Below are 23,803 nucleotides of genomic sequence, written 5' to 3'. Positions count from 1 at the left end.
GGCGACCATAATGCCGCCCGTTCCCCGCTCACTGTTGAAGGTCGGCTATGCAGCAAGACGATCCAAAAATCACCAAGGACGCCGCGCCTACCGGCACGCAGACATTGCTGCGTGGCCTGGGCGTGGTCCAGGCGGTCGCCAGTGGCGCCCGCGACTTGAAGGAAATCGCCCGGCTGATCGGCACCACCCGCAGCACCACCCATCGCCTGGCCAGTTGCCTGGTGGACGAACGTTACCTGCGCGTGGTGCCGCAAGTGGGTTACCTGCTGGGTCCGAAGTTGATCGAACTGGGTTTCCAGGCCCGGGAAGAGCTGCCCCTGGTGAGCCTGGCGGGGCCGTACCTGGACGAGCTGTCGGCGCTGACCGGGGACACCGTTCACTTGGCGATTCGCGAGGGCGACGAAGTCTTGTACCTGCTGAAGAATCCGGGGCGCAACGGCCCGGAAATGCGCTCGCGCGTAGGCCATCGCATGCCGTTGGCGCGCACCGGGATCGGCAAGGCGCTGATGCTCGATGATTCGCAGGAACAATGGAAGCGGCTGTATGAAATCAGCCTGCCGGCGGGAGGGAAAAATCAGTTCTGGCCCCAGCATCAGGAGCAATCCTGGGAACAGTTCCAGCAACGGATGGTGGAATACGTGGCGGGGGGCTATGCCTTCGACCTGGAAGACAACGAGCCGTCGATTCGTTGTGTGGCGGCGCCGATTCGAGACGCTGGCAAGCGCATCGTCGCCGGTATCAGCATCGCCAGCACCGTGCCGTACATGCCGCTGGAAAAGATGGCCGAGCTGATTCCCCTGGTCAAAGGGGTCACAGCCCGGCTGTCGGCGGAGCTGGGCGCCAAGGTCTGACGAGCGTCAGGCCTTGAGCGTCGCCATGTCGATGACGAAGCGGTACTTCACATCCCCGGCGATCATGCGGCTGTAGGCCTCGTTGATCTGGCGGATGTCGAGCATTTCAATGTCGCAACTGATGTCGTGCTCGGCGCAGAAATCCAGCATTTCCTGGGTTTCTGCGATACCGCCGATCAGCGAGCCGGCCAGCACTCGGCGACCCATGATCAGTTTTGCCGCGTGTACCGGTGGGTCGACCGGCTCGACCAGGCCCACGATGATGTGTACACCGTCGAAATGCAGCGTGTCGAGGTAGGGATTGAGGTCGTGCTGCACCGGAATGGTGTCCAGCAGGAAATTGAAACGTCCGGCAGCCGCCGCCATCTGTTCGGCGTCGGTGGATACGATCACATGGTCCGCGCCCTGACGACGGGCTTCTTCAGCCTTGCTCGCCGAGCGGGTGAACAGCGTCACTTCTGCGCCCATGGCCTTGGCGAACTTGATGCCCATGTGGCCCAGGCCGCCCATGCCCAGCACGCCGACCTTGTCGCCAGCCTTCACGCCGTAGTGTTTGAGGGGCGAATAAGTGGTGATGCCGGCGCACAGCAGCGGTGCGGCGCTGGCCGGGTCGAGTGTTTGCGGGATGCGCAGCACAAAGTGCTCGCTGACCACGATGCTGTCGGAATAACCGCCCATGGTGTGGCCACCACTGACGCGGTCCGGGCTGGCGTAGGTCTGGGTCATGCCTTCGAAGCAGTATTGCTCCAAGTCAGCCCGGCACGCTTCGCACTCGCGGCAGGAGTCGACCATGCAGCCCACACCGACCAAGTCGCCGACTTTGTGAGCGGTAACATTCGCACCGACGGCGGTGACTTTTCCGCTGATTTCGTGGCCGGGCATCAGCGGGTAGACGGCAATGCCCCATTCATTGCGGGCCTGGTGGATGTCGGAGTGGCAGACCCCGCAGTAGAGAATATCGATCGCCACATCGTCGGCTCGCGGGCTGCGACGTTCGAACTTCATGGGGGCGAGGGGAGTGGTGGCTGATTGGGCGGCATAGCCGATGGCTGTGTACATGATGGACCTCGCTAAGCAGTGAACGGTGAGGGAATCCATTCTGGGAGTCATGGCGGCAGGCGGCGATGGCGATTCCTCCGCCTGTCATGCCTAATCCTCCGGCATTGGCCAGGATTTGATTCCATGTGACGCCAGACCTGCGATGATGGTTTCATCCCATTTTCCGTGAAGTTTTCGACCATGTTGTTGACCCGCCATCTTGATGCCAACGCCACGCTGGTTTCACTGATCGAACCCTTGGCGACCCGCGACGGTTTTGTCCCTACACCGCTGCCCGGCGTGCATGCTTTGCGCGCCAGCCAGGACGTCGCTCGTGGCCCACAGCTCTACGAACCGAGCCTGGTGATCATTGCCCAGGGCAGCAAACTGGCCTACCTGGGGCCACGCACAATGGAATATGGCGCCGGGCATTATCTGATCCAGGCCTTGCCGGTGCCGTTCGAATGCGAAACCTATGCCATGCCCAATGCTCCGCTGTATGGCGTTTCCGTTGCGATCGACCGGGCGATGTTGGGGGAGTTGGTGCTTTCCATGGGATTGATGCCAGGGCGGAATCTACCGCCCCAGACACCGGAATCCATGACCTGCGCAGTGCTCGATGACGCCATGCGTGGGTGTGTCGAGCGCTTGTTGCGCTGCCTGCACGATCCGCTGGAATGCCAGGTCATGGGCCAGGCACGATTGCGGGAGTTGCTGTTCGTCGCGTTGCGCGGTCCCCAGGCTGATGTGCTGCGGGCGCTGGTGGAGCAGCAAGGCCAGTTTGCCCGGATTGCCGCGGCCCTGAGCCATCTGCATGCGCATTTCACCGAGCCACTGAACGTCGAGACCTTGGCCAGTTGCGCGAACATGAGCGCTTCGACCTTCCATGAGCATTTCAAGCGCAGCACCTTGCTGTCGCCGGTGCAGTACCTCAAGCGGTTGCGCCTGCTCAAGGCTCAGCGCCTGCTGATGTGCGAGGGCATGAGTGTGGCCCACGTCGCGCACCAGGTGGGGTATCAGAGCCCGTCGCAATTCAGTCGCGAATACAAGCGCTACTTCGAGCGCAATCCCGGGGAAGAGCGCGCGGCCTGACCTTTTGAATGTCCCTTGTGGGAGCGAGCTTGCTCGCGATAGCGGTGTATCAGTCGACATCTTTGTTGAATGAACAATAGCTATCGCGAGCAAGCTCGCTCCCACATGGGGTTGCGGTGTTTTTTGAATCGGGGGCAACAAAAAGGCCCCCATTGCGGGAGCCTCGATGTTCGGCGTGTCGGCTTACATGTTCGGGTAAGTCGGCCCGCCAGCGCCTTCCGGCGATACCCAGGTGATGTTCTGCGCAGGGTCCTTGATGTCGCAGGTCTTGCAGTGGACGCAGTTCTGGGCGTTGATCTGGAAGCGCTTCTCGCCGTCTTCCTTGGTCACCACTTCGTACACGCCAGCCGGGCAGTAGCGCTGGGCCGGTTCGTCGTACAGCGGCAGGTTCTTGCTGATCGGGATGCTCGGGTCGGTCAGCTTCAGGTGGCAGGGTTGTTCTTCTTCGTGGTTGGTACCGGAGATGAACACCGAGCTGAGTTTGTCGAAGCTGATCTTGCCGTCCGGTTTCGGGTAGTCGATCTTCTTGCAATCGGCTGCCAGTTTCAGGCACGCATAGTCGGGCTTGTTGTCATGCAGGGTGAACGGAATCTTGCCACCGAAAATGTTCTGGTCGAGCCAGTTGAAACCGCCACCGATGATTGCGCCGTATTTGTGGATCGCCGCACCGAAGTTGCGGCTGGCGAACAGTTCTTCGTACAGCCAGCTGTTCTTGAAGCTGTCGACGTAGGCGGTCAGTTCATCGCCGCCTTCGGATTCGACGAACAGGCGATCGGCCACGGCCTCGGCGGCGAGCATGCCGGATTTCATGGCGGTGTGGCTGCCCTTGATCTTGGCGAAGTTCAGGGTGCCGAGGTCGCAACCGATCAGTGCGCCGCCCTTGAAGACCATTTTCGGCAGCGAGTTCAGGCCGCCCTTGCAGATGGCACGGGCGCCGTAGCTGACGCGTTTGCCGCCTTCCAGGTACTGCTTGAGCACCGGGTGGTGCTTGAGGCGCTGGAACTCGTCGAACGGCGACAGGAAGGTGTTGCTGTAGGACAGGTCGATAATCAGGCCGACCACCACCTGGTTGTTTTCCAGGTGATAGAGGAAGGATCCGCCGGTGTTCTCGGTGCCCATGATGTCCAGCGGCCAGCCAGCAGTGTGCACCACCAGGCCGGGTTGATGCTTGGCCGGGTCGATTTCCCAGATTTCCTTCAAGCCGATGCCGTAGTGCTGGGCGTCGGCCTCGCTGTCCAGGTTGAAGCGCTTGATCAGTTGCTTGCCGATGTGACCACGGCAGCCTTCGGCGAATAGCGTGTATTTGCCACGCAATTCCATGCCGGGGGTGTAGAGGCCTTCCTTTGGATTGCCTTCGCGGTCGACACCCAAGTCGCCGGTGATGATTCCGCGAACCACGCCGTTTTCGTCGAACAGCGCTTCCTGGGCGGCGAAGCCCGGGTAGATTTCCACGCCCAGGTTCTCGGCTTGCTGGGCCAGCCAGCGGCACAGGTTGCCCAGGGAAATAATATAGTTGCCTTCGTTGTGCATGGTCTTGGGCACAAAGAAGTCAGGGATTTTGCTCGCGGCCTCGGCGTTTCTCAGGACATAAATGTCATCGCGTACGACGGGCGTGTTCAACGGTGCGCCGAGTTCTTTCCAGTCCGGGAACAGCTCATTCAAGGCGCGGGGCTCGAACACCGCGCCGGAGAGGATGTGCGCGCCGACTTCGGAACCTTTTTCGACCACGCAGACGCTGATTTCCTTACCGGCTTCGGCGGCCTTCTGTTTCAGTCGGCAAGCGGCAGACAGGCCAGCGGGGCCGGCACCGACGATGACCACGTCGAATTCCATGTATTCGCGTTCCACAGGCTATCTCCTACTCAAGGCTCACAGTTTTTCTAATTGGAGGTTTGGCGTTGCATCCGTTGTTTCCTTCGCGAAAAGCGACGAAAGCGGCAATGGATGAAACGCGGGTCTCTCTTAAGCGGCGCATTATATCTACACCACTCTCAGGGTCCAATACAAACGTTTGTTTGAAATTGCCGCAGCCCAGATAAATCACTGACGTACGGCTTATGACTGACCATTTTGCCGTATTGACCGGAATAGGCGTTCCGGTCAAGATACGGGCGGTTTTGCGCTCGCCGTAGGCTGACTGTTGGTTCCAAGAGCACCTCTAAAGACAGGGCGAAGGCAGCACAAAGTGACGTATTGCGCGGTTCCCAGGCGCAGTTTACACGCCGCGATAATGAATGACTCATCGGTCATCACTGACGAATGGTCTTCACTCCCGTGAGCTGGGTCATGTGTGGTTCATGCCGGCGTTTTTAGAGGTGCCCTTGCGCCCATGAGCATCAACCGCCAGGTTCGCCTAGGCGACTTTTTTTCACCGGAGAGTAACGAGGAATCCATGAAGGTTCTTGTAGCTGTCAAACGAGTGGTCGACTATAACGTCAAGGTTCGCGTCAAGGCGGACAACTCCGGCGTCGACCTCGCCAACGTCAAGATGTCGATGAACCCCTTCTGCGAAATCGCCGTGGAAGAAGCCGTCCGCCTGAAAGAGAAAGGCGTGGCAACGGAAATCGTCGTCGTCTCCATCGGCCCGACCACCGCCCAGGAACAACTGCGCACCGCGCTGGCCCTGGGTGCCGATCGCGCCATCCTCGTCGAATCCGCCGAAGACCTGACCTCCCTGGCCGTGGCCAAGCTGCTCAAGGCCGTCGTTGACAAGGAACAGCCATCGCTGGTGATCCTCGGCAAACAGGCCATCGACAGCGACAACAACCAGACCGGCCAGATGCTCGCGGCATTGAGCGGCTACGGTCAGGGCACCTTCGCTTCGAAAGTCGAAGTGTCCGGCGACAGCGTTGCCGTGACCCGCGAGATCGACGGCGGCGCGCAGACCGTTTCCCTGAAACTGCCGGCCATCGTCACCACCGACCTGCGTTTGAACGAGCCGCGTTATGCGTCGTTGCCAAACATCATGAAAGCCAAGAAGAAGCCGCTTGAAGTGCTGACTCCGGATGCTTTGGGTGTTTCCACCGCCTCCACCAACAAGACCGTCAAAGTCGAAGCGCCGGCTGCACGCAGCGCGGGCATCAAGGTCAAGTCGGTGGCTGAACTGGTCGAGAAACTGAAAAACGAAGCGAAGGTAATCTGACTATGACTATCTTGGTAATCGCCGAACACGATAACAAGGCGCTGGCTCCGGCCACGCTGAACACCGTTGCAGCCGCTGCCAAAATTGGTGGTGACGTGCACGTCCTGGTGGCCGGGCAGGGCGCAAGCGCCGTTGCCGAAGCCGCTGCGAAAATCGCTGGCGTGGCAAAAGTGCTGTCGGCCGACAACGCCGCCTACGCTCACCAGTTGCCGGAAAACGTTGCTCCATTGGTTGCCGAGCTGGGCAAGGGCTACAGCCACATCCTGGCTGCCGCCACCTCGAACGGCAAGAACATCCTGCCGCGCGTTGCTGCCGCGCTGGACGTCGACCAGATCTCCGAGATCATCTCGGTAGAAAGCGCTGACACCTTCAAGCGTCCGATCTACGCCGGCAACGCCATTGCCACCGTGCAATCGACCGCTGCGATCAAGGTCATCACCGTCCGTGCCACCGGTTTCGACCCGGTTGCCGCCGAAGGTGGCTCGGCTGCGGTTGAAGCCGTAGGCGCTGCTCACGACGCCGGCATCTCCAGCTTCGTCAACGAAGAACTGGCCAAGTCCGACCGTCCTGAACTGACCGCTGCCAAGATCGTCGTTTCCGGCGGTCGCGGCATGCAGAACGGTGACAACTTCAAGCACCTGTACGCCCTGGCCGACAAGCTGGGCGCCGCCGTCGGTGCTTCCCGCGCCGCGGTCGACGCCGGTTTCGTGCCGAACGACATGCAGGTCGGCCAGACCGGCAAGATCGTTGCGCCACAGCTGTACATCGCCGTCGGTATCTCTGGCGCGATCCAGCACCTGGCCGGCATGAAAGATTCCAAGGTGATCGTTGCGATCAACAAGGATGAAGAAGCGCCGATCTTCCAGGTGGCTGACTACGGCTTGGTAGCGGACTTGTTCGAAGCCATCCCCGAGCTGGAGAAGCTGGTCTAATCCGGCGTCTTCACTTATAAAGAGCCCGGCCCTTTGGCCGGGCTTTTTATTTTCCGCATCAGAGGAGCTTATCGCCATGGATCTGCGCCGCTTGACCGGCTGGTGGTTGCTGTGGGCGTTGGCGTTCGTGCCGGGCCTGTCTTTCGCCGCCGGCAAATGTGAACGACTGATCGCCACCGGCAGCCCGGACGCACCGCCTTACCTCTGGCAAGACCCTCAAGACCCCAAGCACCTGATCGGTGCCGGTGCCGATCTGCTGGCGCACGTCGGGGCGGAGCTGGGGATCAAAATCGAACTGCTGTATGCCGGCAAGCGCGCCCAGGCGCTGGACGAAGTGCGCAGTGGGCGCATGGACCTGCTCACCGACGCTCCGCTGACCGCCACCGGGCTTGATGCGCTGGATTACGTTCATCCGCCCTTGCTGGAAAACGATTACCTGGTCTGGACACGCAAGGACTCGAGCCTGGACATCAACCAGCCCGAAGATCTTCACGGTCACTCCGGCGCCTTGTCGGAAAAGTCTCGCATGACCCAGGAATTTGGCGTCTTTGCCGAGCAGAAACTATCCCTGGTGCGCACGCCCAACCTGACCCAGGCCTTTCAGAAATTGCTGTTGGGAGAGGTGGAATATGTCCTGGCAGGGCGCTATTCGGGCCTGGCGATGGCGCAGACACTGGGGATGGCCAGCGACCTGCAAGCCGCATCGCAACCGGTGGATAAGCCCGGGCTGTTCCTCGCGGTTTCCCATAACTCCGCCTGCAATGACCCATGGTTACGCGGACAGCTGGCGCAAAAGATGACAGAATTGGCCGCGTCCGGTCTGACGGAGGCTGTGTTGCAGCGCAATCTCGAGCGTTGGAACACACAGTTGCAGCCACCTGTCAGTGCCCCCAAACAGTAGGGAACATTAGTGACTATTCGACCTCTTTTCGCTGCCCTGGCCGTTCTGGCTCTGGCGGGCTGCGCAGCCGATCCGGCGCCGAATGAACAGATCCGCCTGACCGAACAGGCATTGAAGCAAGCCCGGGCCGTTGGCGCCACCGTCGACGAAGTGCCCGAATTGAAACTGGCTGAAGAAAAATTCGCCCGCGCCAAATCCAACATGGCAGACGAATCCTACAAGAAGGCGCGCATGCGGGCCGAACAGGCTGAACTCGACGCCCGACTGGCCGAAGCTAAGGTGCTGACCCTCAAGAGCCAGGAGCAACTGAACGTGCTCGACACCCGCATCAAGCGCTTGCGCAAACAATTGAGGGAGGATGCCCAATGAAGCACTCCCACGTATTGGGCGGCCTGGTCCTCGCCAGCCTTGCCAGCTTGTATGGCTGCGCCGGCCAGCGCAGCGAAGCGGCGCTCGAACAGGCCAGCACCGATTTCCAGAAGGTCAAGGAAGACGCCAACGTATTGCGTGCCGCGCCCCGGGATGTGATCCGCGCTGGCGAGTCCCTGGCCCGTGCCGATCGCCTGTCCAGCTACTGGGGCAGCGGTGAGGATGTGCAGCATTACGCCTACCTGAGCCAGCGCTACAGTGCGATCGCCCGAGAGCACAGCAACCAGGTGCTCAACGAAGAGCGTGCGGCGAAGCTCGAACTGGAGCGCCAGCGCCTGCAATTGGCCTTGCGTGAGTCCAAATTGTTGAGCGTGCAGCAGCAGGGCAAATGGCTCGAAGAACAGATCATGGCGATGGCGACCACCCAGACTGATCGCGGCTTGGTGATGACCTTGGGTGACGTGCTGTTCGACACCGGCGAAGCGGAACTGAAAAACTCGGCCAACCGGGTCGTGCTCAAGATCGTGCAGTTCTTGCAGCTCAATCCCAAGCGCGTGGTGCGTATCGAGGGGTACACCGACAGCACCGGCGGCAAGCAGGAAAACCTCAAGCTGTCCCGCGACCGCGCACAGTCGGTGGCAGATGTGCTGGTGGACTTGGGGATTGATGAAAAGCGCATCCAGGTCGAAGGCTACGGTGATGAGTATCCGGTAGACGTCAACGCTTCCGAGCGTGGCCGGGCACAGAACCGTCGCGTTGAAATTGTGTTCTCCGACGAAAAAGGCCAGCTCGGCGCCGCCCGCTAAGGGCTGCGTCACTGGAAAACCCGGCCCCTGTAAAAGGCGCCGGGTTTTTTTGGCCCTGCAATCGATGCAGGATGAGTACAGTTAGAGCTGTCACTCCACTGTACTGTCGAGTAATCTGGCAACTGTCCCAGTACACTTCTAAACTGTTCCGGTATCGTTTCCGACAAGAATAAAATGCCCGTGAAATCGAGTGCTGCGTCATGACCAACCTCCTGCTCTATCAACGTATTGCTCAACAGCTGGCTGAAGACATCCGGCGCGGTGTGTATCAGCCTGGTGAACGTGTGCCTTCGGTGCGCAAGATGAGCTCGCAGCTCAACGTCAGCCACGCCACGGTGCTGCAGGCCTATGCGAACCTTGAAGACCAGGGGCTGATTCGCGCACGGCCGCAATCGGGCTACTACGTTCACCAGACGCCGGCCCTGACTGCACCGACGCCGGACATTGCCCGGGTTGAGCGTCCGGGGCTGGTGACGCGCAGCAGCATCATCCAGCAGGTATTGGTCGAGTCGCGCCGCGAAGGGGTATTCCCCCTGGGCGCGGCGGTGCCGAGCGTCGACTATCTGCCGGTTCGGGCCCTGCATCAGCAATTGGCCAAGGTCACGCGTTTCCACAGCCCGCGGGCGTTCAGCTACATGTTCAGCCCGGGCTTCGAGCCGTTGCGGCGTCAAGTGGCGATTCGCATGCGCGATGCCGGTGTCGTGGTGGACCCTTCCGAAGTCGTGATTACCCATGGCTGTGTCGATGCGTTGCAGATGTCCTTGCGGGTGCTGACGCGGCCGGGGGACTTGATCGCCGCCGAGTCGCCGACCTACTACGGCTTGCTGCAACTGGCGGATCTGTTGGGGCTCAAGGTCATCGAGATTCCCAGCGACCCGGTTACCGGTATGAGCCTGGAGGCCTTGCAGTTGGCGGCCAACCAGTGGTCGATCAAGGCCTTGGTGCTGACCACGCGCCTGAGCAATCCCCTCGGCGGCACCATGCCCGAAGAGCGACAAAAGCAGTTGCTGCGCCTGGCGTCGGACTTCGATATCCAGATCGTCGAGGACGATATCTATGGCGAGCTGATGTTCGAGCAGGGCCGCACCAAGGCCCTCAAGGCCTACGACCGGCTGGATCGGGTCATCTATTGTTCGAGTTTTTCCAAGACATTGTCACCGGGCGTGCGCATCGGCTGGATGATCGCGGGGAAATTCCAGCAGGAAATACAGCGGCTCCAGACCTTCAGCACTCACTCGGCGTGCAGCGTCACGCAAATGGGCATTGCCGCGTACCTGGAAAACGGCGGCTATGACCGACATTTGCGCTATATCCGCCAGGAGTACCGCAAGAACCTCAGCGCTTTCCAGCTGGCGGTGCAACAGTATTTCCCCGAAGGCACGCAAATGAGCCGTCCCACTGGCGGGTTCATCCTGTGGGTCAGTCTACCGGGGCGGGTCAATACCCAGGAATTGCATGTGCGGGCGTTGCAACAAGGCATCAGCATCGCCCCAGGGCTTATTTTCAGCAACACCGAGCAGTTCAACCACTGCATTCGCTTGAACTGCGGCACACCCTGGAACCGCGAGGCAGAGCGGGCCCTGATGACGCTGGGGTTGTTGGCGACGCAATTGTGCCAAGAGACGGCCAACGGGTTCCTATAGAAATCAGCGGCTTAGCTTGATGTGCTTGTCAGCGCCTGATTATCAGGCGAGCATGGGGATCTCTGCCGTCAGTGCCGTTGTGTCTATGAAAGCCATTGTTCCTGTTGCCTGGGTTTTGATCGGCCTGTTGAGTGCCTTCCAAATGGGAGGCATTGCCGTGGCGGCTTCGACGCAGGAAAAACCGGCCGCCAGTGCCACGAAAGACGGGCCGAAAAAAAACACAGCGGCCAAGAAGCCTTCCCCTAAAAAGGCGACTGCGGCGAAGAAAAAGCGCGCGCCCATCGCCTCCAAGAGCAAATCCGCCCGTGAAGTCGCCAAGACCCCATTGCCGCCGGCCAAGCTGGACTTGAGCCTGCCCCATGACATGGTCGAGGAACTGCAGCCACCGGGTAAAGTGCAGCCGCCCAAGCGTGAACCGCTCTTGCCGTCAATGTTTGGAGATAAGCCCGGACCGTTCCAGCTCAATGGCCGGCTGTTGAGCAATGAAATGCAACTGCCGCTGCGCAATCAGGAGCGTAATGAGGTGGAAGGTGCGGCGCTGGAGTTTGAATTCAAGCAGTAGGCCTCTCACAGGCGTGCCGCTCGTCACTGACCGTTCGGTCATCTCGCCAAGGGCAAAAAAACACGCAGGCGGGAATTTAAAACGGGTGTTTTAGCCGTTACTCTGTGTTCTGTTACTCATCATTACTGTCGCGAGGATGTGGTTGTCGTGAAATGCCGTGAAGGCTGTGGTGCCTGTTGCATCGCCCCCTCTATCAGTTCGCCTATCCCTGGGATGCCCCTAGGCAAGCCTGCGGGAGAACGGTGCGTGCAATTGTCCGTCGATAACCTGTGCCAGATCTTCGGCCAGTCGGAGCGTCCGGCGGTATGCTCGGCGTTCGAAGCCGACATCGAGGTGTGCGGCGACAGCAGTGAAGAGGCCATCCGCTTGATCGGTTGGTGGGAGCAAGTCACGGCAGCGTGATGGGTCAATGAACGGATCCGAAATAAACGAACTTGGACAATAAGGAAAACACTATGGGTTCGCTGCATCGTATGGCTGTGTTGTGTGGGTTGACCGTATTGCTGGCAACGGCCACCGCTCAGGCAGAAGACTGGCAGGTTGCCAAGGAGAAGGACGGCATCAAGGTTTCCCTCAGTGAAGTAGCGGGCTCCGAGTACAAGGCTTATCGTGGCGTGACAGTGATGAAAACCTCCATGGCCAAGCTGCGCAGCTTGCAAGAGGACGTAGCGGGCGCCTGCGCCTGGATTCATGAGTGCAAGAGCCAGAAACTGCTCAAGCACGAAGGCAATCAGAGCTGGACCTACACCCAGTTCAACACGCCATGGCCGGTGACGCCCCGGGACTCGGTGCTGGAAGTCACGACCGAGGAGGGCACCGATGGCAGCCTGACCCGCAAGCTCAAGGGCTTACCTGAGTACTTGCCTGAGGAGAAGGGTTTTGTGCGTGTGACCAAGGTCGACGGTTTCTGGAAGTTCACCCCCAAGGGCGCAGACCAGGTCGAAGTGATCTATCAGGTCCATACCGAGCCGGGTGGTAGCGTACCGTCCATGGTGGCCAACAAGTTCGTGGTGGATGCGCCGTTTAATACATTGAAAGCGTTGAAAGAGCGCGCTGAAAAATAAACAGTATTCGCTGATGAAGAGACCGCCCCCGAGGCGGTCTTTTCATGTGTGCCGTCCGAACTTCCAGCGGAACGATTGTCCCGCCGCCAATGTCGAGATAGAGGTAAGCCAGGTCCTGAATTGATCAAGGAGACACTGATGCAAAAGTGGGAAATCACTTTCATTGACGATCACGGTGAAACCACCGTCGAGCAGTTCGACTATGACCAGAAGCCCACCATGGAGCAGGCTGCCCAACTGATTCGCGAAAGGTTGCTTCCAGTGCTCAACAAGCTGGATATGAACGACTTGGAGAACCGCACCGAAGACCCGACGGTCAAGAATCTCAAGTCCCAGAACAGTATCGAAATCGTCAGCATTACACCAATTTCATGAAACCTTGCCTGGTCTCGCTTGGCAGTGGCCATCACTTGCGGCTACTCTGCAATTGAGATCAGCGAAAGGATCGCCAAGGTCCGGTCTTGTCAGCTACATGCTTGTGTCCCGACGGTCATTTGATGCCGTATCGCTTGCAGCCTGCGGGCTTCACGCACGAGAAGACGGAAAGTCTATCCATCGGTTTTAGGAGGACGTTTCATGAGCACAGCCTATCAAGAAGACATCAGCGCCAGCGTATTGCGCCGCATGAAAGAAGGCGGTTTCGATTTTTCCCGATTCCATCCCATTGAGTTCTACGCCATTTTCCCGGACGAGGAGCGGGCGCGCAGGGCGGCAGGTCAATTTCGGGGAGAATCGTTGAACGCGCAGATCAGTGCACGGGACGACGGGGCTTGGTCATTGGAACTGAGCCGGGTGATGTACGCCACTTACGATGATATTGGCGACTTCGAGCAAGACTTCGAGGCCGTCGTCGAACCTTTGGGTGGCGTGATCGAAGGGTGGGGCGTCAAGCAAGAGATCCGGCGCCTGCAGGCCTGACAATCAGTTACCGCAACCACAGCAACGGCTGACCTTTGTGTCGGCCGTTTTCATGTCTGCGACTAGCCGGGACCTTTGTGGGAGCCGAGCTTGCTCGCGATGACGGTGGGCCAGCTTGCATCAATGTTGAATGTGCCGACGCCATCGCGAGCAAGCTCGGCTCCCACAGGGGAGCTCACCGATAATCCATTGTGGGAGCGAGCTTGCTCGCGATGGCGGCCGCAAACCAACATCACTTTCCCGCTGACTCACCACCATCCTCTCCTCCAGGTTTTGTACCTAACTGTATCGAGACCAAGCCGCGTCGTTTTTCCGTGACTATGCTCATGAAAGCGACGCCCCTGCGTCGCAATGAAGCGGGGGGCAGCGGGTTGGGGGGATTTGCCGCACCATAAAAGTGCGCGGCCTGAGAATGGAGAATCCAACCCGTTGATCATAAAGCGTTTATGCCGATGGCACGGGGCTTGCGAAGCTTGCTGCCAGGGTGACAAGGAGTACGGCATGATCCGCAGCGGTTTTGATGAAATGTACGACGCCGACGGCCAGGTCCGGCCGCACTACCAGGCGTTTGCCCGCTGGTTGGCCGACACGCCTGACGAACTGCTGGCGCAACGCAGGCGCGAAGCCGACCTGTTGTTTCATCGTGCCGGCATTACGTTCACGCTCTACGGTGACGAACAGGGGACCGAGCGCCTGATTCCGTTCGACACGATCCCGCGCAGCATTCCGGCCAGCGAATGGCGGGAGGTGGAGCGCGGCTGCATCCAGCGGGTCAAGGCGCTGAACATGTTCCTGGCCGACCTCTACCACGAACAACGGATCATCCGCGCCGGCATCATTCCCGCCGAGCAGGTGCTGGCCAACGAGCAATATCAACTGGCGATGCAGGGGCTGGACCTGCACCGTGACATCTATGCGCACATTTGCGGTGTCGATCTGGTGCGCGACGGTGACGGTACGTACTACGTGCTCGAAGACAATCTTCGTACGCCCAGCGGTGTCAGCTACATGCTCGAAGACCGCAAGATGATGATGCGCCTGTTTCCCGAACTGTTCGCCGCCCAGCGCATCGCTCCCATTGACCATTATCCGAACCTGCTGCTCGACACCCTGAAAAGCTCCAGCCCACTGGACGACCCCAGCGTCGTGGTGCTGACGCCGGGGCGTTTCAACAGCGCGTTCTTCGAGCACGCGTTCCTCGCCCGGGAAATGGGCGTGGAATTGGTGGAAGGCGCCGACCTGTTCGTCCGGGATGACAAAGTGTTCATGCGCACCACCGACGGCCCGAAAGCGGTGGATGTAATCTACCGTCGCCTCGACGATGCGTTCCTCGATCCCCTGGCCTTCAATCCAGATTCAATGCTCGGCGTGCCGGGGCTGTTGTCCTCCTATCGCTCCGGCAATGTGGTGCTGGCCAATGCCATCGGCACAGGTGTAGCGGATGACAAATCGGTGTACCCGTTCGTCACCGACATGATCCGTTTTTACCTGGACGAAGAGCCGATCCTGAAGAACGTTCCTACCTGGCAGTGCCGTAATCCCGCTGAGCTTTCCCACGTACTGGCGAATCTTCCCGACCTGGTGGTCAAGGAAACCCAGGGTTCCGGCGGTTATGGAATGCTGGTGGGGCCAGCCGCGACCACGGCGCAGATCGATGCCTTTCGCGAGCGGATCAAGGCCAAGCCGCACGCCTACATCGCCCAGCCGACGTTGTCGCTCTCGACCTGCCCGACCTTTGTCGAAAACGGCATCGCCCCGCGCCACATCGACTTGCGTCCGTTCGTGCTGGCCGGCCGCGAGACCCGCGTGGTCCCTGGCGGGCTGACACGGGTGGCGCTGCGCGAGGGCTCCCTGGTGGTGAATTCATCCCAGGGCGGTGGTACCAAGGACACTTGGGTGGTCGAGGATTGAGGAACTGCCATGCTGAGTAGAACCGCCTCGGACCTGTACTGGATGTCGCGCTACCTGGAGCGGGCGGAGAACCTCGCGCGGATGCTCGACGTGAGCTATTCATTGTCGTTGATGCCCCAGGACGGGCGTGGCGACGGCCTGCACGAGCTGGCCATGCCATTGCTGATCACCGGCACGCTGGACGATTACCGGGAGCGACACGGCGATCTGCACGCCGAGCGCCTGCTGCATTTCTTTGCCCTGGAAGCGGCCAATCCAGCCAGCATCTACAGTTGCCTGGGCTCCGCGCGAGCCAGTGCCCACGCGGTACGTGGGCGAATCACCGCCGACATGTGGGAAAACATCAATGCCACCTGGTTGGAAATTCGCGGTATCGCCGAGCAAGGTTTGAATCGCTACGGCATGAGCCGTTTCTGCGAGTGGATCAAGGAGCGCTCGCACCTGTTTCGCGGCGCAACCTACGGCACCATCATGCGTAACGACGCGTTCCGGTTCATTCGCCTGGGGACCTTTATCGAAAGGGCCGACAACACCCTGCGTTTGCTCGATGCCCGTTACGAAATGGCCGGTGACCAAGCCGACGCGGTCAGCGACGGCACGGCCCATGCGTACTACCAATGGAGCGCCTTGTTGCGGGCCTTGTCGTCCTTCGAGGCCTACACCGAGATCTACCGTGAAGCCCCGGGCGCTCGCCATGTGGCGGAGTTGCTGCTGTTGCGCGCCGACGTGCCGCGCTCGCTGCGCGCCTGCACTGAAGAAATCAACCAGATCCTCGCCAGCCTGCCGGGCACTAACGGCCGGCAGGCACAACGGCTGGCGGCGGAAATGGACGCACGCCTGCGCTACACCGGTATCAACGAAATCCTCGACGGGGGCCTGCATGCCTGGCTCACCGAATTCATTCCACTGGTCCGTGAACTGGGCAATGCCATTCACAGTTCCTACCTGGAGGTCATATGAGACTCTCGATCAGCCACGAAACGGCCTACCACTATGAAGACCAGGTTCGCGCCAGCATCCAATATCTGCGCCTGACGCCCCACGACAGCGAACGCCAGCACGTGCTGAGCTGGCAGCTTGATTTGCCACGGCCTGTGCGGGCGCAACTGGATCCGTTCGGAAACATCCTGCACGTACTGACCCTGGATGAGCCCCACGAAACGGTGATCATCGGCGCCCGCGGGCAGGTGGATATCGATCCGTCGCGCGAAGCCGAACATGAAAGCCAGTCGGCGCTGCCGTTCCTGCGCTTCACCCGGCTGACCGAGGCGGACGAGGCTCTTCGAACCTTCGCCGCGCAGCAATGCCAGCAGCGTCGCGATCGTACGGCGCTGATCGACCTGATGCAGGGGCTGAACCAGCACATGATCTATACCCCTGGCACGACGGCGATCGAGACCAGTGCGGCCCAGGCTTTTGCCGGTCGTAGCGGGGTGTGCCAGGACCATACCCACGCCTTCCTGGCGTGCGCCCGTAGCCTGGGCGTGCCGGCGCGTTATGTGTCGGGGTATCTGTTCAACGAAGAAAGCGAACACCTGGCGAGTCATGCCTGGGCAGAAGCCTGGTTGGACGACGCCTGGTACAGCTTTGACGTGACCAACCAACTGGCCCGTCCGGAGCGGCACCTGAAACTGGCCGTGGGCCTGGATTACCTGGACGCCTGCCCGGTGCGAGGCATGCGCCGCGGCGGCGGTTGCGAGCAGATGCACGCCAAGCTGGTCGTGACAGCGGCGCCGGTGATCACGGTGCAACAACAATGATCATTTAGTGAGCGAGCTTTTGTGGCGAGGGAGCTTGCTCCCGCTCGAGTGCGAAGCGCTCGCAAGCCTTATAAGGGGCTGCTACGCTGCCCAGCGGGAGCAAGCTCCCTCGCCACAAAAAAGCGATCTCACGGGGCCAATGGCTGCTTGCGTCCCGCCATATGCTTCAAATAACCCACCAGCAACTCCAGCTCTGGGTCCGGCAGAACTGTTGTGGAGAACCCGGGCATTTTTCCCTGTGGCCAGCGTCGCAGGCCTTGCGGGTCGCGGATGTAGCGCTTGAGGAAATCCCCGGAGAAGTATTCGGTGGGATTGAACGGAATGTTCAAGTCAGGACCGAACTGCGCATCGCCGGCGCCATTGAGCCGATGACACGCCAGGCAGTTTTTCTGGAACAGTGCGAAACCCTTGTTGATCGGGTCATCCTTGGCCAGCCCGGACGCCGGCAGCAGGGCCGGGAAGCGCTCAGCCACGGCCGACAGACGCTTGATGCTCGCCACCGCGTAGGGCCATTGTTCCGGGCTGATCCGACCCGCCTGCGGGTCGGTCCAGACCAGATAAAAAGGCCCGGCACTGGACTTGCCTTCTCCCAGCGACGGCCAAGGCTTGGCCGGGTCCTCGATCGCCAGCCAGGCCCGGGCTCCGCTCTTGTCGAGGAGTGGCGCCGCGGGCATTTCGGCAGCGAATCCGTCCAGGGCAACGGCTTGCAGATGGTCGTCCGGCTGGATACCCGTCAGGAGTGAAGTCAGCGGCACGGCTCGATAACTCATGGGTTTCTTGTAGGAAACGTCCTCGGCAATCTGGACCGTTCGCACATCCGGGTGCTTGAGCAGTTCTTCGGTTTGCCAGGTGCGCGTGCTCGCGCCCAACTCCAGCACCAGTTGCGCGGCATAAAGGGGCGTGCTGAGCAGCAACGCCCCGAACACAATGAGAGCTTTCAAGTCGATCGCCTTCCATGTCGAGGGGAGCCGCAAAGGTTGGCACAGCCATCGCAGCCCGAACAGTGAACCCATCACATTTTTTGGCGATACAACGCATTGGATGATGCAGGTGCCCACGCGCAGGGTTTAGCCAATCACCTTGGTGATATTCGGCAAAATCAACAGCAGCGTCGTGGCAAAGAGAATGAGTCCGGCTTGGCGAACTTTCGATTGTTTGAACATGGCTGACCCGCCTTTTTGTTATTTCCTAAAAACCAGCCTGCATATCCATGATGGCTGGCGGTGCACTTCCTGTTCCGACAAGCGCCTCGGCAAAACCCGACGACTTACTTGTACAAGGATTACATTAGGGGCCGCGGCCGCCTTGGCTTAGATCCAATTCGTATCAGCTTTGAGCAAGTAGCGATAAAAATGATATGAGGCGTATTGCCACCTTCCTGCTGGCCCTTTTGCTAGACAGCTTGCCCTCCTGAAACGGTTAACCCGATAGCTCGCTACCGTTCGTCTGAGCGTGGTCGTCAACGTCATTGAGCGCTGTGGTCATTGAATCCAGCGCCGCTGGGCTTATGGTTGAGGCATCGCATTACGCCCGTGGTTTCGAGGATGGTCATGACCCAAGCTTTGATTTTCGACGCATTACGCACGCCTCGCGGCAAGGGCAAGGCCGATGGTGCCTTGCACAGCGTCAAGCCGGTGAACCTGATGGGCGGCCTGCTCAGTGCCTTGCAGCAGCGTATGGACCTGGACACCAGCCAGGTCGACGACATCGTGCTCGGGTGCGTGACGCCGGTGGGCGAGCAGGGCGCCGATATCGCCAAGACGGCTGCGCTGGTGGCCGATTGGGATGTCAGCGTGGCCGGCGTGCAACTCAATCGGTTTTGCGCCTCGGGCCTGGAAGCGGTGAACCTGGCGGCCATGAAAGTGCGTTCCGGGTTCGAAGACCTGGTGGTGGCCGGCGGTGTCGAATCCATGTCCCGGGTGCCCATGGGCAGCGATGGCGGTGCGTGGGCGCTGGACCCACAGTCAAACCTGCACGGCCACTTCATTCCCCAGGGTATCGGCGCCGACCTGATCGCCACCCTGGAAGGCTTCAGCCGCGAGGATGTCGACGGTTACGCACTGCATTCCCAGCAAAAAGCCGCGCGCGCCCGGGCCGATGGTTCGTTCGATAAATCCCTGGTCGCCGTGCGGGACCAGAATGGCATCGTGCTGCTGGACCACGACGAATTCATCCGCGCCGACTCCACGCTCGACGGCCTGGGCAAGCTCAAGCCGAGTTTCGAAGCCATGGGCCAGATGGGTTTCGATGGCACGGCGCTGCGGGTGTATAGCCATGTCGAGCGAATCAATCATGTGCACACGCCGGGCAACAGTTCCGGCATCGTCGACGGTGCGGCGCTGATGTTGATCGGTTCCGAAGCCAAGGGGCGCGCCATGGGCCTGCAACCCAGGGCGCGAATCGTCGCCACGGCCGTCACCAGCACCGACCCGACCATCATGCTCACCGGCCCGGCACCGGCCACCCGCAAGGCCCTGGCCAAGGCCGGGCTGCGGGTGGAGGACATCGACCTGTTCGAAGTCAACGAAGCCTTCGCCTCGGTGGTGCTCAAATTCATCCGGGACATGGCCATCGATCCCGCCAAGGTCAACGTCAATGGTGGTTCCATCGCCCTGGGACATCCCTTGGGAGCCACCGGCTGCGCAATCCTGGGCACGTTGCTCGACGAGTTGGAAGCGCGTCGCCTGCGCTATGGCCTGGCGACCCTCTGTGTCGGCGGCGGCATGGGCATTGCCACCGTCATCGAGCGCCTCTGAGCCCGACTTCAAGGAACACCTTTCATGACCGATGCCATCCGTTACGAAACCGGCCAGGACCGGATCGTCGTCCTGACCCTGGACATGCCGGGCCAGAGCGCCAACACTATGAATGCGCGTTACCGCGAGGCCATGGCCGCTTGCGTCGCCCGTTTGAAGGCTGAAAAGGACTCGATTGCCGGTGTGATCATCACCTCGGCCAAGCACACGTTTTTTGCCGGTGGTGACCTCAACGAGCTGGTCAAGGTCGGCAAGCCCGAGGCCAAGGCTTTTTATGACAGGGTCCTGCTGCTCAAGGCGCAACTGCGTGCCTTGGAAACCCTGGGCAAGCCCGTGGTGGCGGCCATCAATGGCGCAGCCCTTGGCGGGGGTTGGGAGATCTGCCTGGCCTGCCATCATCGTGTGGCGCTGGACCTGCCATCAGTGCAGCTCGGCTTGCCGGAAGTTACCCTCGGCCTGTTGCCGGGCGGCGGTGGGGTGGTGCGGATGGTGCGCCTGCTCGGCTTGGAAAAGGCCTTGCCCTACCTGCTCGAGGGCAAGAAGGTCAATGCGCAACAAGCACTGCAGGCGGGTTTGATCGATGAGCTGGCGAAGGATCGTGACGAACTGCTGGCCAAGGCCCGGGCCTGGATTCTCGCCAACCCCAGCGTCGTGCAACCCTGGGACGCAAAGGGCTATCGACTGCCGGGCGGCACGCCGTCCGACCCGAAGGTCGCGCAAATGTTGGCAATCGCCCCCTCGATCCTGCGCAACAAGACCCAGGGCTGCTTGCCGGCACCGGAGAAGATCCTCTGCGCGGCCGTAGAGGGCGCCCAGGTGGATTTCGACACTGCCCACCTGATCGAAACCCGCTACTTCACCGAACTGACCACCGGCCAGGTGGCGAAGAACCTGATCGGCACCTTCTGGTTCCAGCTCAACGAGATCAAGGCTGGCGGCTCTCGCCCACAAGGTTTGGCGCCGTATCTGACGAAAAAAGTCGGCGTGCTCGGTGCGGGCATGATGGGGGCTGGTATTGCTTACGCTGGCGCCGTGGCCGGCATTGCGGTGGTGCTGAAGGATGTCGATCTAGCGGCAGCCGAGAAGGGCAAGGCCCGTTCGGCGGCGTTGCTGGATAAAAAGGTCGCCCGCGGACAACTCACTGCCGAGCAGCGCGAAGCCACGCTGGCGCGGATTCACCCCACCGACAGCCACGCGGACCTGGCCGGTTGCGACCTGATCATCGAAGCGGTATTTGAAGATCGAGCCCTGAAAGCCAGCGTGTCGGCCGCCGCCCAGGCAGTGGCGGGAGATGATGCGGTGATCGCCTCCAACACCTCGACCTTGCCTATCACCGGCCTGGCCATGGCCGTGCCGGACCCGACGAAGTTCATTGGCCTGCACTTCTTCAGCCCAGTGGAAAAAATGCCCCTGGTGGAGATCATCAGGGGCGCGCGTACCAGTGACACGACCCTGGCCCGGGGGTTCGATTTTGTCCTGCAGATCAACAAGACGCCGATTGTGGTCAACGACAGTCGCGGTTTCTTCACGTCGCGGGTATTCGGCACCTTTACCAGTGAAGGCATCGCCATGCTCGGCGAGGGCGTGGGCGCGCCGATGATCGAGACCGAAGCGCGCAAGGCCGGGATGCCGGTCGGGCCTCTGGCGATCTCTGACGAAGTTTCCCTCGGCCTGATGAGCCATATCCGCACGCAAACCGCCAAGGACCTGCGTGCAGAAGGGAAAACGCCGACTGAGCACCCTGCGTTCGCCGTGATTGATTTGCTGCTCAACGAATACAAGCGTCCGGGCAAGGCCGCTGGCGCCGGCTTCTACGAATACCCGGCCACTGGACAAAAGTATCTTTGGCCACAGCTAAAGAGCCACTTCGAGAAAGTCGACGGGCAGATTTCCCCGCAGGATATCCGGGATCGCCTGCTGTTCATCCAGGCCCTGGAAACCGTGCGCTGCGTGGAGGAGGGCGTACTGACCTCGACGGCCGACGCCAACGTCGGCTCGATTCTTGGCATCGGCTTTGCGGCCTGGACCGGTGGCGCGCTGCAATTCATCAACCAATACGGCCTGCAGGACTTTATCGGTCGTGCCCAGTACCTGGCCGAGCAATACGGCGAACGCTTCTCACCACCGGCCTTGTTGTTGGAGAAAGCCGCCCGGCACGAACTGTTCTGACAAACCAGGGAAGGGGCTTGCCTTGGGACCGTGTTTCAGGGCAGGCTCTGGGTGTGCAATATTCCCATCACGTGTCAGGTATTTTTTATGTCGCTACGCATCTGCATTCTGGAAACCGATATCCTGCGTCCGGAACTGGTCGACCAATATCAGGGTTACGGGCAGATGTTCCAGCGCCTTTTTTCACAGCAGCCCATCGCGGCCGAATTCATCGTGTACAACGTGATGGAGGGGCATTACCCCAGCGATGACGAGGCGTTCGACGCTTACTTGGTAACCGGCAGCAAAGCGGACTCCTTTGGCACCGACCCTTGGATTCAAACCCTCAAGACCTACCTGCTGGAGCGCTACCAGCGCGGCGACAAATTGCTCGGTGTGTGCTTCGGTCATCAACTGTTGGCGTTGTTGCTGGGCGGTAAGACCGAACGCGCTACCCAAGGCTGGGGCGTTGGCACCCATCGCTACAAACTCGCCGCCAAGGCGCCGTGGATGAGCCCGGTGATGGAAGAACTGACCTTGCTGATCAGCCATCAGGACCAGGTCACCGAACTGCCCGAAAGCGCGACCGTCATCGCCTCCAGCGATTTCTGCCCGTTCGCCGCCTACCACATCAACGACCAGGTGCTGTGCTTCCAGGGCCACCCGGAGTTTATCCACGATTACTCCCGGGCCTTGCTGGAGATTCGCCAGCAACACCTCGGCGAGCAAATCTACAGCCAGGGCGTGGCAAGCCTGGCCCATGAGCACCACGGCACCACAGTGGCGGAGTGGATGATGCGTTTTGTGGCGCACAAGCCGCAGGTTGAAACCAGCCAAGCCTAAAGGTCACACCCGGTCTAATGTGGGAGCGAGCTTGCTCGCGATGGACGCCACACAAATCCCACTGAATGATGTTTGCCTACAACCACCCCGACCGCTTGAAACTCGCCCACAAAGCGGTGCACCCCACTCCGATGAATCCAAGCACCAGAAAATACCCATAGTGCCAGGCCAACTCCGGCATATTTTCGAAGTTCATCCCATAGATCCCGGCCACGGCTGTGGGAAACGCCAGGATTGCCGCCCAAGCGGCGAACTTGCGTTGCACCACGCTCTGGCGCGACGCTTCGAGCAGCACGCCGACTTCGATAGTCTGGCTGGCGATGTCGGCCAGGGTCGCCAGGTCTTCCATTTGCCGCGTTACATGAATCTGCACATCGCGAAAGTACGGGCCCATGTTCTTGTCGATGAAGGGGAAGTCGAGTCGCTGCAGCTCTTCGCTGATTTCCACCATGGGTGCTGCATAGCGACGCAGGCGCAACACGTCGCGGCGCAAGCTGTGCAGGTTCTGGATATCCCGCTCGTTCAGGGAGCTGCACAACACGTTACGTTCCAGCTCGTCGATTTCGGCGTGAATGGCTTCACCTACCGGCTGGTAGTTTTCAATCACGAAATCAAGGATGGCGTAGAGGACGAAATCTTCCCCATGCTTCAGCAAGAGGGGACGTGCCTCACAACGCTGTCGGACGTGGGCGTAGGACGCTGAATGGCCGTTGCGAGCGGTGATGACGTAGCCCTTGCCGGCAAAGATATGGGTCTCGATGAACTCCAGCTTGCCGTCCTTGCGTATCGGCGAATACGTGACGATGAACAGCGCATCACCAAAGGTCTCCAGCTTGGGGCGGCTGTGTTTCTCCATGGCGTCTTCGATCGCCAGTTCGTGCAGGTTGAATTGACGCTGCAGGTTGGTCAGCTCCAGCGTGCTGGGCTCTTCGAGACCGATCCATACAAAGTGACCCGGTTTGGCAGCCCAGGCGCTGCCTTCGTCGAGGGTGATATTGGTGACTTTCTTACCGGCGCTGTAAACCGCAGCGGCAACGACTCTACCCATAATGGTGGTTCACTTCTTA

23 protein-coding genes are annotated in these 23,803 nt (G+C 60.4%); 19 read left to right on the top strand and 4 right to left on the bottom strand.

Translation table 11 applies throughout. The annotated features are described in order from the left end of the window. Positions 1-47: 47 nt before the first annotated feature. On the top strand, positions 48-851 hold the full coding sequence (locus ACLH0I_RS20820; RefSeq protein WP_013693986.1) for an IclR family transcriptional regulator: 804 nt from the start codon (positions 48-50) through the stop codon (positions 849-851). Between the two features lie 6 nt (positions 852-857). On the opposite strand, the gene ACLH0I_RS20815 is transcribed toward ACLH0I_RS20820, so the two are convergent. After that, positions 858-1,910 carry an NAD(P)-dependent alcohol dehydrogenase gene (locus ACLH0I_RS20815; RefSeq protein ID WP_411385275.1) on the bottom strand — a complete coding sequence of 351 codons (1,053 nt, stop codon included), beginning with the start codon at positions 1,908-1,910 and terminating at the stop codon, positions 858-860. A 180-nt stretch (positions 1,911-2,090) separates the two neighbouring features. Between ACLH0I_RS20815 and ACLH0I_RS20810 the strand changes: the two genes are divergently transcribed. After that, the gene (locus tag ACLH0I_RS20810; RefSeq protein WP_250962564.1) at positions 2,091-2,981 is read left to right on the top strand and encodes an AraC family transcriptional regulator; all 891 of its coding nucleotides are present in this window, start codon (positions 2,091-2,093) and stop codon (positions 2,979-2,981) included. Positions 2,982-3,164: 183 nt separating this feature from the next. On the opposite strand, the gene ACLH0I_RS20805 is transcribed toward ACLH0I_RS20810, so the two are convergent. Next, entirely contained in the window at positions 3,165-4,829 is a 1,665-nt protein-coding gene (locus tag ACLH0I_RS20805) for an electron transfer flavoprotein-ubiquinone oxidoreductase (RefSeq protein ID WP_411385274.1), read from the bottom strand. Positions 4,830-5,373: 544 nt separating this feature from the next. On the opposite strand from ACLH0I_RS20805, the gene ACLH0I_RS20800 reads away from it, so the two are divergent. The 14 genes from ACLH0I_RS20800 to ACLH0I_RS20735 all read left to right on the top strand — a co-directional run bounded on the left by ACLH0I_RS20800 (position 5,374) and on the right by ACLH0I_RS20735 (position 16,989). Then, a complete protein-coding gene (locus ACLH0I_RS20800) occupies positions 5,374-6,123 on the top strand; it encodes an electron transfer flavoprotein subunit beta/FixA family protein (protein WP_003179445.1) in 750 nt (249 codons plus the stop codon). Positions 6,124-6,125: 2 nt separating this feature from the next. Beyond that, positions 6,126-7,055, top strand: coding sequence for an electron transfer flavoprotein subunit alpha/FixB family protein (locus tag ACLH0I_RS20795; RefSeq protein WP_053123770.1), 930 nt, complete (start codon positions 6,126-6,128; stop codon positions 7,053-7,055). Between the two features lie 76 nt (positions 7,056-7,131). Further along, a complete protein-coding gene (locus ACLH0I_RS20790) occupies positions 7,132-7,956 on the top strand; it encodes a substrate-binding periplasmic protein (protein WP_411385273.1) in 825 nt (274 codons plus the stop codon). A gap of 9 nt (positions 7,957-7,965) precedes the next feature. After that, on the top strand, positions 7,966-8,325 hold the full coding sequence (locus tag ACLH0I_RS20785; protein WP_186707219.1) for a DUF4398 domain-containing protein: 360 nt from the start codon (positions 7,966-7,968) through the stop codon (positions 8,323-8,325). Next, positions 8,322-9,131 (top strand): OmpA family protein, encoded by an 810-nt coding sequence (locus ACLH0I_RS20780; protein ID WP_250962567.1) that lies wholly within the window; start codon positions 8,322-8,324, stop codon positions 9,129-9,131. Before ACLH0I_RS20785 ends, ACLH0I_RS20780 begins: the two co-directional genes overlap by 4 nt. 200 nt (positions 9,132-9,331) lie before the next feature. Beyond that, a complete protein-coding gene (locus ACLH0I_RS20775; RefSeq protein WP_014339472.1) occupies positions 9,332-10,774 on the top strand; it encodes a PLP-dependent aminotransferase family protein in 1,443 nt (480 codons plus the stop codon). Positions 10,775-10,859: 85 nt separating this feature from the next. Next, positions 10,860-11,336 (top strand): translation initiation factor 2, encoded by a 477-nt coding sequence (locus ACLH0I_RS20770; RefSeq protein ID WP_411387540.1) that lies wholly within the window; start codon positions 10,860-10,862, stop codon positions 11,334-11,336. Between the two features lie 147 nt (positions 11,337-11,483). After that, complete coding sequence (locus ACLH0I_RS20765) at positions 11,484-11,738, top strand: YkgJ family cysteine cluster protein (RefSeq protein ID WP_250962569.1); 255 nt, start codon at positions 11,484-11,486, stop codon at positions 11,736-11,738. A gap of 53 nt (positions 11,739-11,791) precedes the next feature. After that, positions 11,792-12,400, top strand: a complete 609-nt coding sequence (locus tag ACLH0I_RS20760; protein ID WP_250962570.1) for an START domain-containing protein — start codon at positions 11,792-11,794, stop codon at positions 12,398-12,400. A gap of 138 nt (positions 12,401-12,538) precedes the next feature. Then, a complete protein-coding gene (locus tag ACLH0I_RS20755; protein WP_186730199.1) occupies positions 12,539-12,775 on the top strand; it encodes a hypothetical protein in 237 nt (78 codons plus the stop codon). A 201-nt stretch (positions 12,776-12,976) separates the two neighbouring features. Beyond that, the gene (locus tag ACLH0I_RS20750; RefSeq protein WP_411385272.1) at positions 12,977-13,318 is read left to right on the top strand and encodes a ribonuclease E inhibitor RraB; all 342 of its coding nucleotides are present in this window, start codon (positions 12,977-12,979) and stop codon (positions 13,316-13,318) included. A gap of 501 nt (positions 13,319-13,819) precedes the next feature. Further along, entirely contained in the window at positions 13,820-15,229 is a 1,410-nt protein-coding gene (locus ACLH0I_RS20745; RefSeq protein ID WP_411385271.1) for a circularly permuted type 2 ATP-grasp protein, read from the top strand. A gap of 9 nt (positions 15,230-15,238) precedes the next feature. Then, entirely contained in the window at positions 15,239-16,189 is a 951-nt protein-coding gene (locus ACLH0I_RS20740) for an alpha-E domain-containing protein (protein WP_186707225.1), read from the top strand. After that, entirely contained in the window at positions 16,186-16,989 is an 804-nt protein-coding gene (locus ACLH0I_RS20735) for a transglutaminase family protein (protein ID WP_250962574.1), read from the top strand. The genes ACLH0I_RS20740 and ACLH0I_RS20735 overlap by 4 nt, the downstream gene beginning before the upstream one ends. A gap of 128 nt (positions 16,990-17,117) precedes the next feature. Here the strand turns inward: ACLH0I_RS20735 and ACLH0I_RS20730 are convergent, their stop codons facing one another. Then, positions 17,118-17,930, bottom strand: a complete 813-nt coding sequence (locus ACLH0I_RS20730; RefSeq protein ID WP_411385270.1) for a c-type cytochrome — start codon at positions 17,928-17,930, stop codon at positions 17,118-17,120. Between the two features lie 609 nt (positions 17,931-18,539). Here ACLH0I_RS20730 and ACLH0I_RS20725 point away from each other — a divergent pair. The 3 genes from ACLH0I_RS20725 (at position 18,540) to ACLH0I_RS20715 (ending at position 22,736) form a co-directional block, all read left to right on the top strand. Beyond that, positions 18,540-19,745 (top strand): acetyl-CoA C-acetyltransferase, encoded by a 1,206-nt coding sequence (locus ACLH0I_RS20725; RefSeq protein ID WP_186707228.1) that lies wholly within the window; start codon positions 18,540-18,542, stop codon positions 19,743-19,745. A gap of 24 nt (positions 19,746-19,769) precedes the next feature. Then, positions 19,770-21,914 carry a 3-hydroxyacyl-CoA dehydrogenase NAD-binding domain-containing protein gene (locus tag ACLH0I_RS20720; RefSeq protein WP_411385269.1) on the top strand — a complete coding sequence of 715 codons (2,145 nt, stop codon included), beginning with the start codon at positions 19,770-19,772 and terminating at the stop codon, positions 21,912-21,914. An 87-nt stretch (positions 21,915-22,001) separates the two neighbouring features. Then, positions 22,002-22,736 (top strand): amidotransferase, encoded by a 735-nt coding sequence (locus ACLH0I_RS20715; protein WP_186707230.1) that lies wholly within the window; start codon positions 22,002-22,004, stop codon positions 22,734-22,736. A gap of 76 nt (positions 22,737-22,812) precedes the next feature. Here the strand turns inward: ACLH0I_RS20715 and ACLH0I_RS20710 are convergent, their stop codons facing one another. Next, a complete protein-coding gene (locus tag ACLH0I_RS20710; protein WP_186707231.1) occupies positions 22,813-23,784 on the bottom strand; it encodes a magnesium and cobalt transport protein CorA in 972 nt (323 codons plus the stop codon). Positions 23,785-23,803 lie beyond the last annotated feature (19 nt).

The organism is Pseudomonas sp. MPB03, assembly GCF_046605385.1.
GTDB classification, from domain to species: domain Bacteria; phylum Pseudomonadota; class Gammaproteobacteria; order Pseudomonadales; family Pseudomonadaceae; genus Aquipseudomonas; species Aquipseudomonas zanjanensis.
The sequence above is the reverse complement of the archived record's forward strand: the minus strand, read 5'-3'. Positions and strand labels throughout refer to the sequence as shown.

Coding starts and splice junctions, on each gene's coding strand:
- ACLH0I_RS20820 (WP_013693986.1), top strand. CDS start 48: ATGCAGCAAGACGATCCAAAAATCACCAAGGACGCCGCGCCTACCGGC.
- ACLH0I_RS20815 (WP_411385275.1), bottom strand. CDS start 1,910: ATGTACACAGCCATCGGCTATGCCGCCCAATCAGCCACCACTCCCCTC.
- ACLH0I_RS20810 (WP_250962564.1), top strand. CDS start 2,091: ATGTTGTTGACCCGCCATCTTGATGCCAACGCCACGCTGGTTTCACTG.
- ACLH0I_RS20800 (WP_003179445.1), top strand. CDS start 5,374: ATGAAGGTTCTTGTAGCTGTCAAACGAGTGGTCGACTATAACGTCAAG.
- ACLH0I_RS20795 (WP_053123770.1), top strand. CDS start 6,126: ATGACTATCTTGGTAATCGCCGAACACGATAACAAGGCGCTGGCTCCG.
- ACLH0I_RS20790 (WP_411385273.1), top strand. CDS start 7,132: ATGGATCTGCGCCGCTTGACCGGCTGGTGGTTGCTGTGGGCGTTGGCG.
- ACLH0I_RS20780 (WP_250962567.1), top strand. CDS start 8,322: ATGAAGCACTCCCACGTATTGGGCGGCCTGGTCCTCGCCAGCCTTGCC.
- ACLH0I_RS20775 (WP_014339472.1), top strand. CDS start 9,332: ATGACCAACCTCCTGCTCTATCAACGTATTGCTCAACAGCTGGCTGAA.
- ACLH0I_RS20770 (WP_411387540.1), top strand. CDS start 10,860: ATGAAAGCCATTGTTCCTGTTGCCTGGGTTTTGATCGGCCTGTTGAGT.
- ACLH0I_RS20760 (WP_250962570.1), top strand. CDS start 11,792: ATGGGTTCGCTGCATCGTATGGCTGTGTTGTGTGGGTTGACCGTATTG.
- ACLH0I_RS20755 (WP_186730199.1), top strand. CDS start 12,539: ATGCAAAAGTGGGAAATCACTTTCATTGACGATCACGGTGAAACCACC.
- ACLH0I_RS20750 (WP_411385272.1), top strand. CDS start 12,977: ATGAGCACAGCCTATCAAGAAGACATCAGCGCCAGCGTATTGCGCCGC.
- ACLH0I_RS20745 (WP_411385271.1), top strand. CDS start 13,820: ATGATCCGCAGCGGTTTTGATGAAATGTACGACGCCGACGGCCAGGTC.
- ACLH0I_RS20740 (WP_186707225.1), top strand. CDS start 15,239: ATGCTGAGTAGAACCGCCTCGGACCTGTACTGGATGTCGCGCTACCTG.
- ACLH0I_RS20735 (WP_250962574.1), top strand. CDS start 16,186: ATGAGACTCTCGATCAGCCACGAAACGGCCTACCACTATGAAGACCAG.
- ACLH0I_RS20725 (WP_186707228.1), top strand. CDS start 18,540: ATGACCCAAGCTTTGATTTTCGACGCATTACGCACGCCTCGCGGCAAG.
- ACLH0I_RS20720 (WP_411385269.1), top strand. CDS start 19,770: ATGACCGATGCCATCCGTTACGAAACCGGCCAGGACCGGATCGTCGTC.
- ACLH0I_RS20715 (WP_186707230.1), top strand. CDS start 22,002: ATGTCGCTACGCATCTGCATTCTGGAAACCGATATCCTGCGTCCGGAA.
- ACLH0I_RS20710 (WP_186707231.1), bottom strand. CDS start 23,784: ATGGGTAGAGTCGTTGCCGCTGCGGTTTACAGCGCCGGTAAGAAAGTC.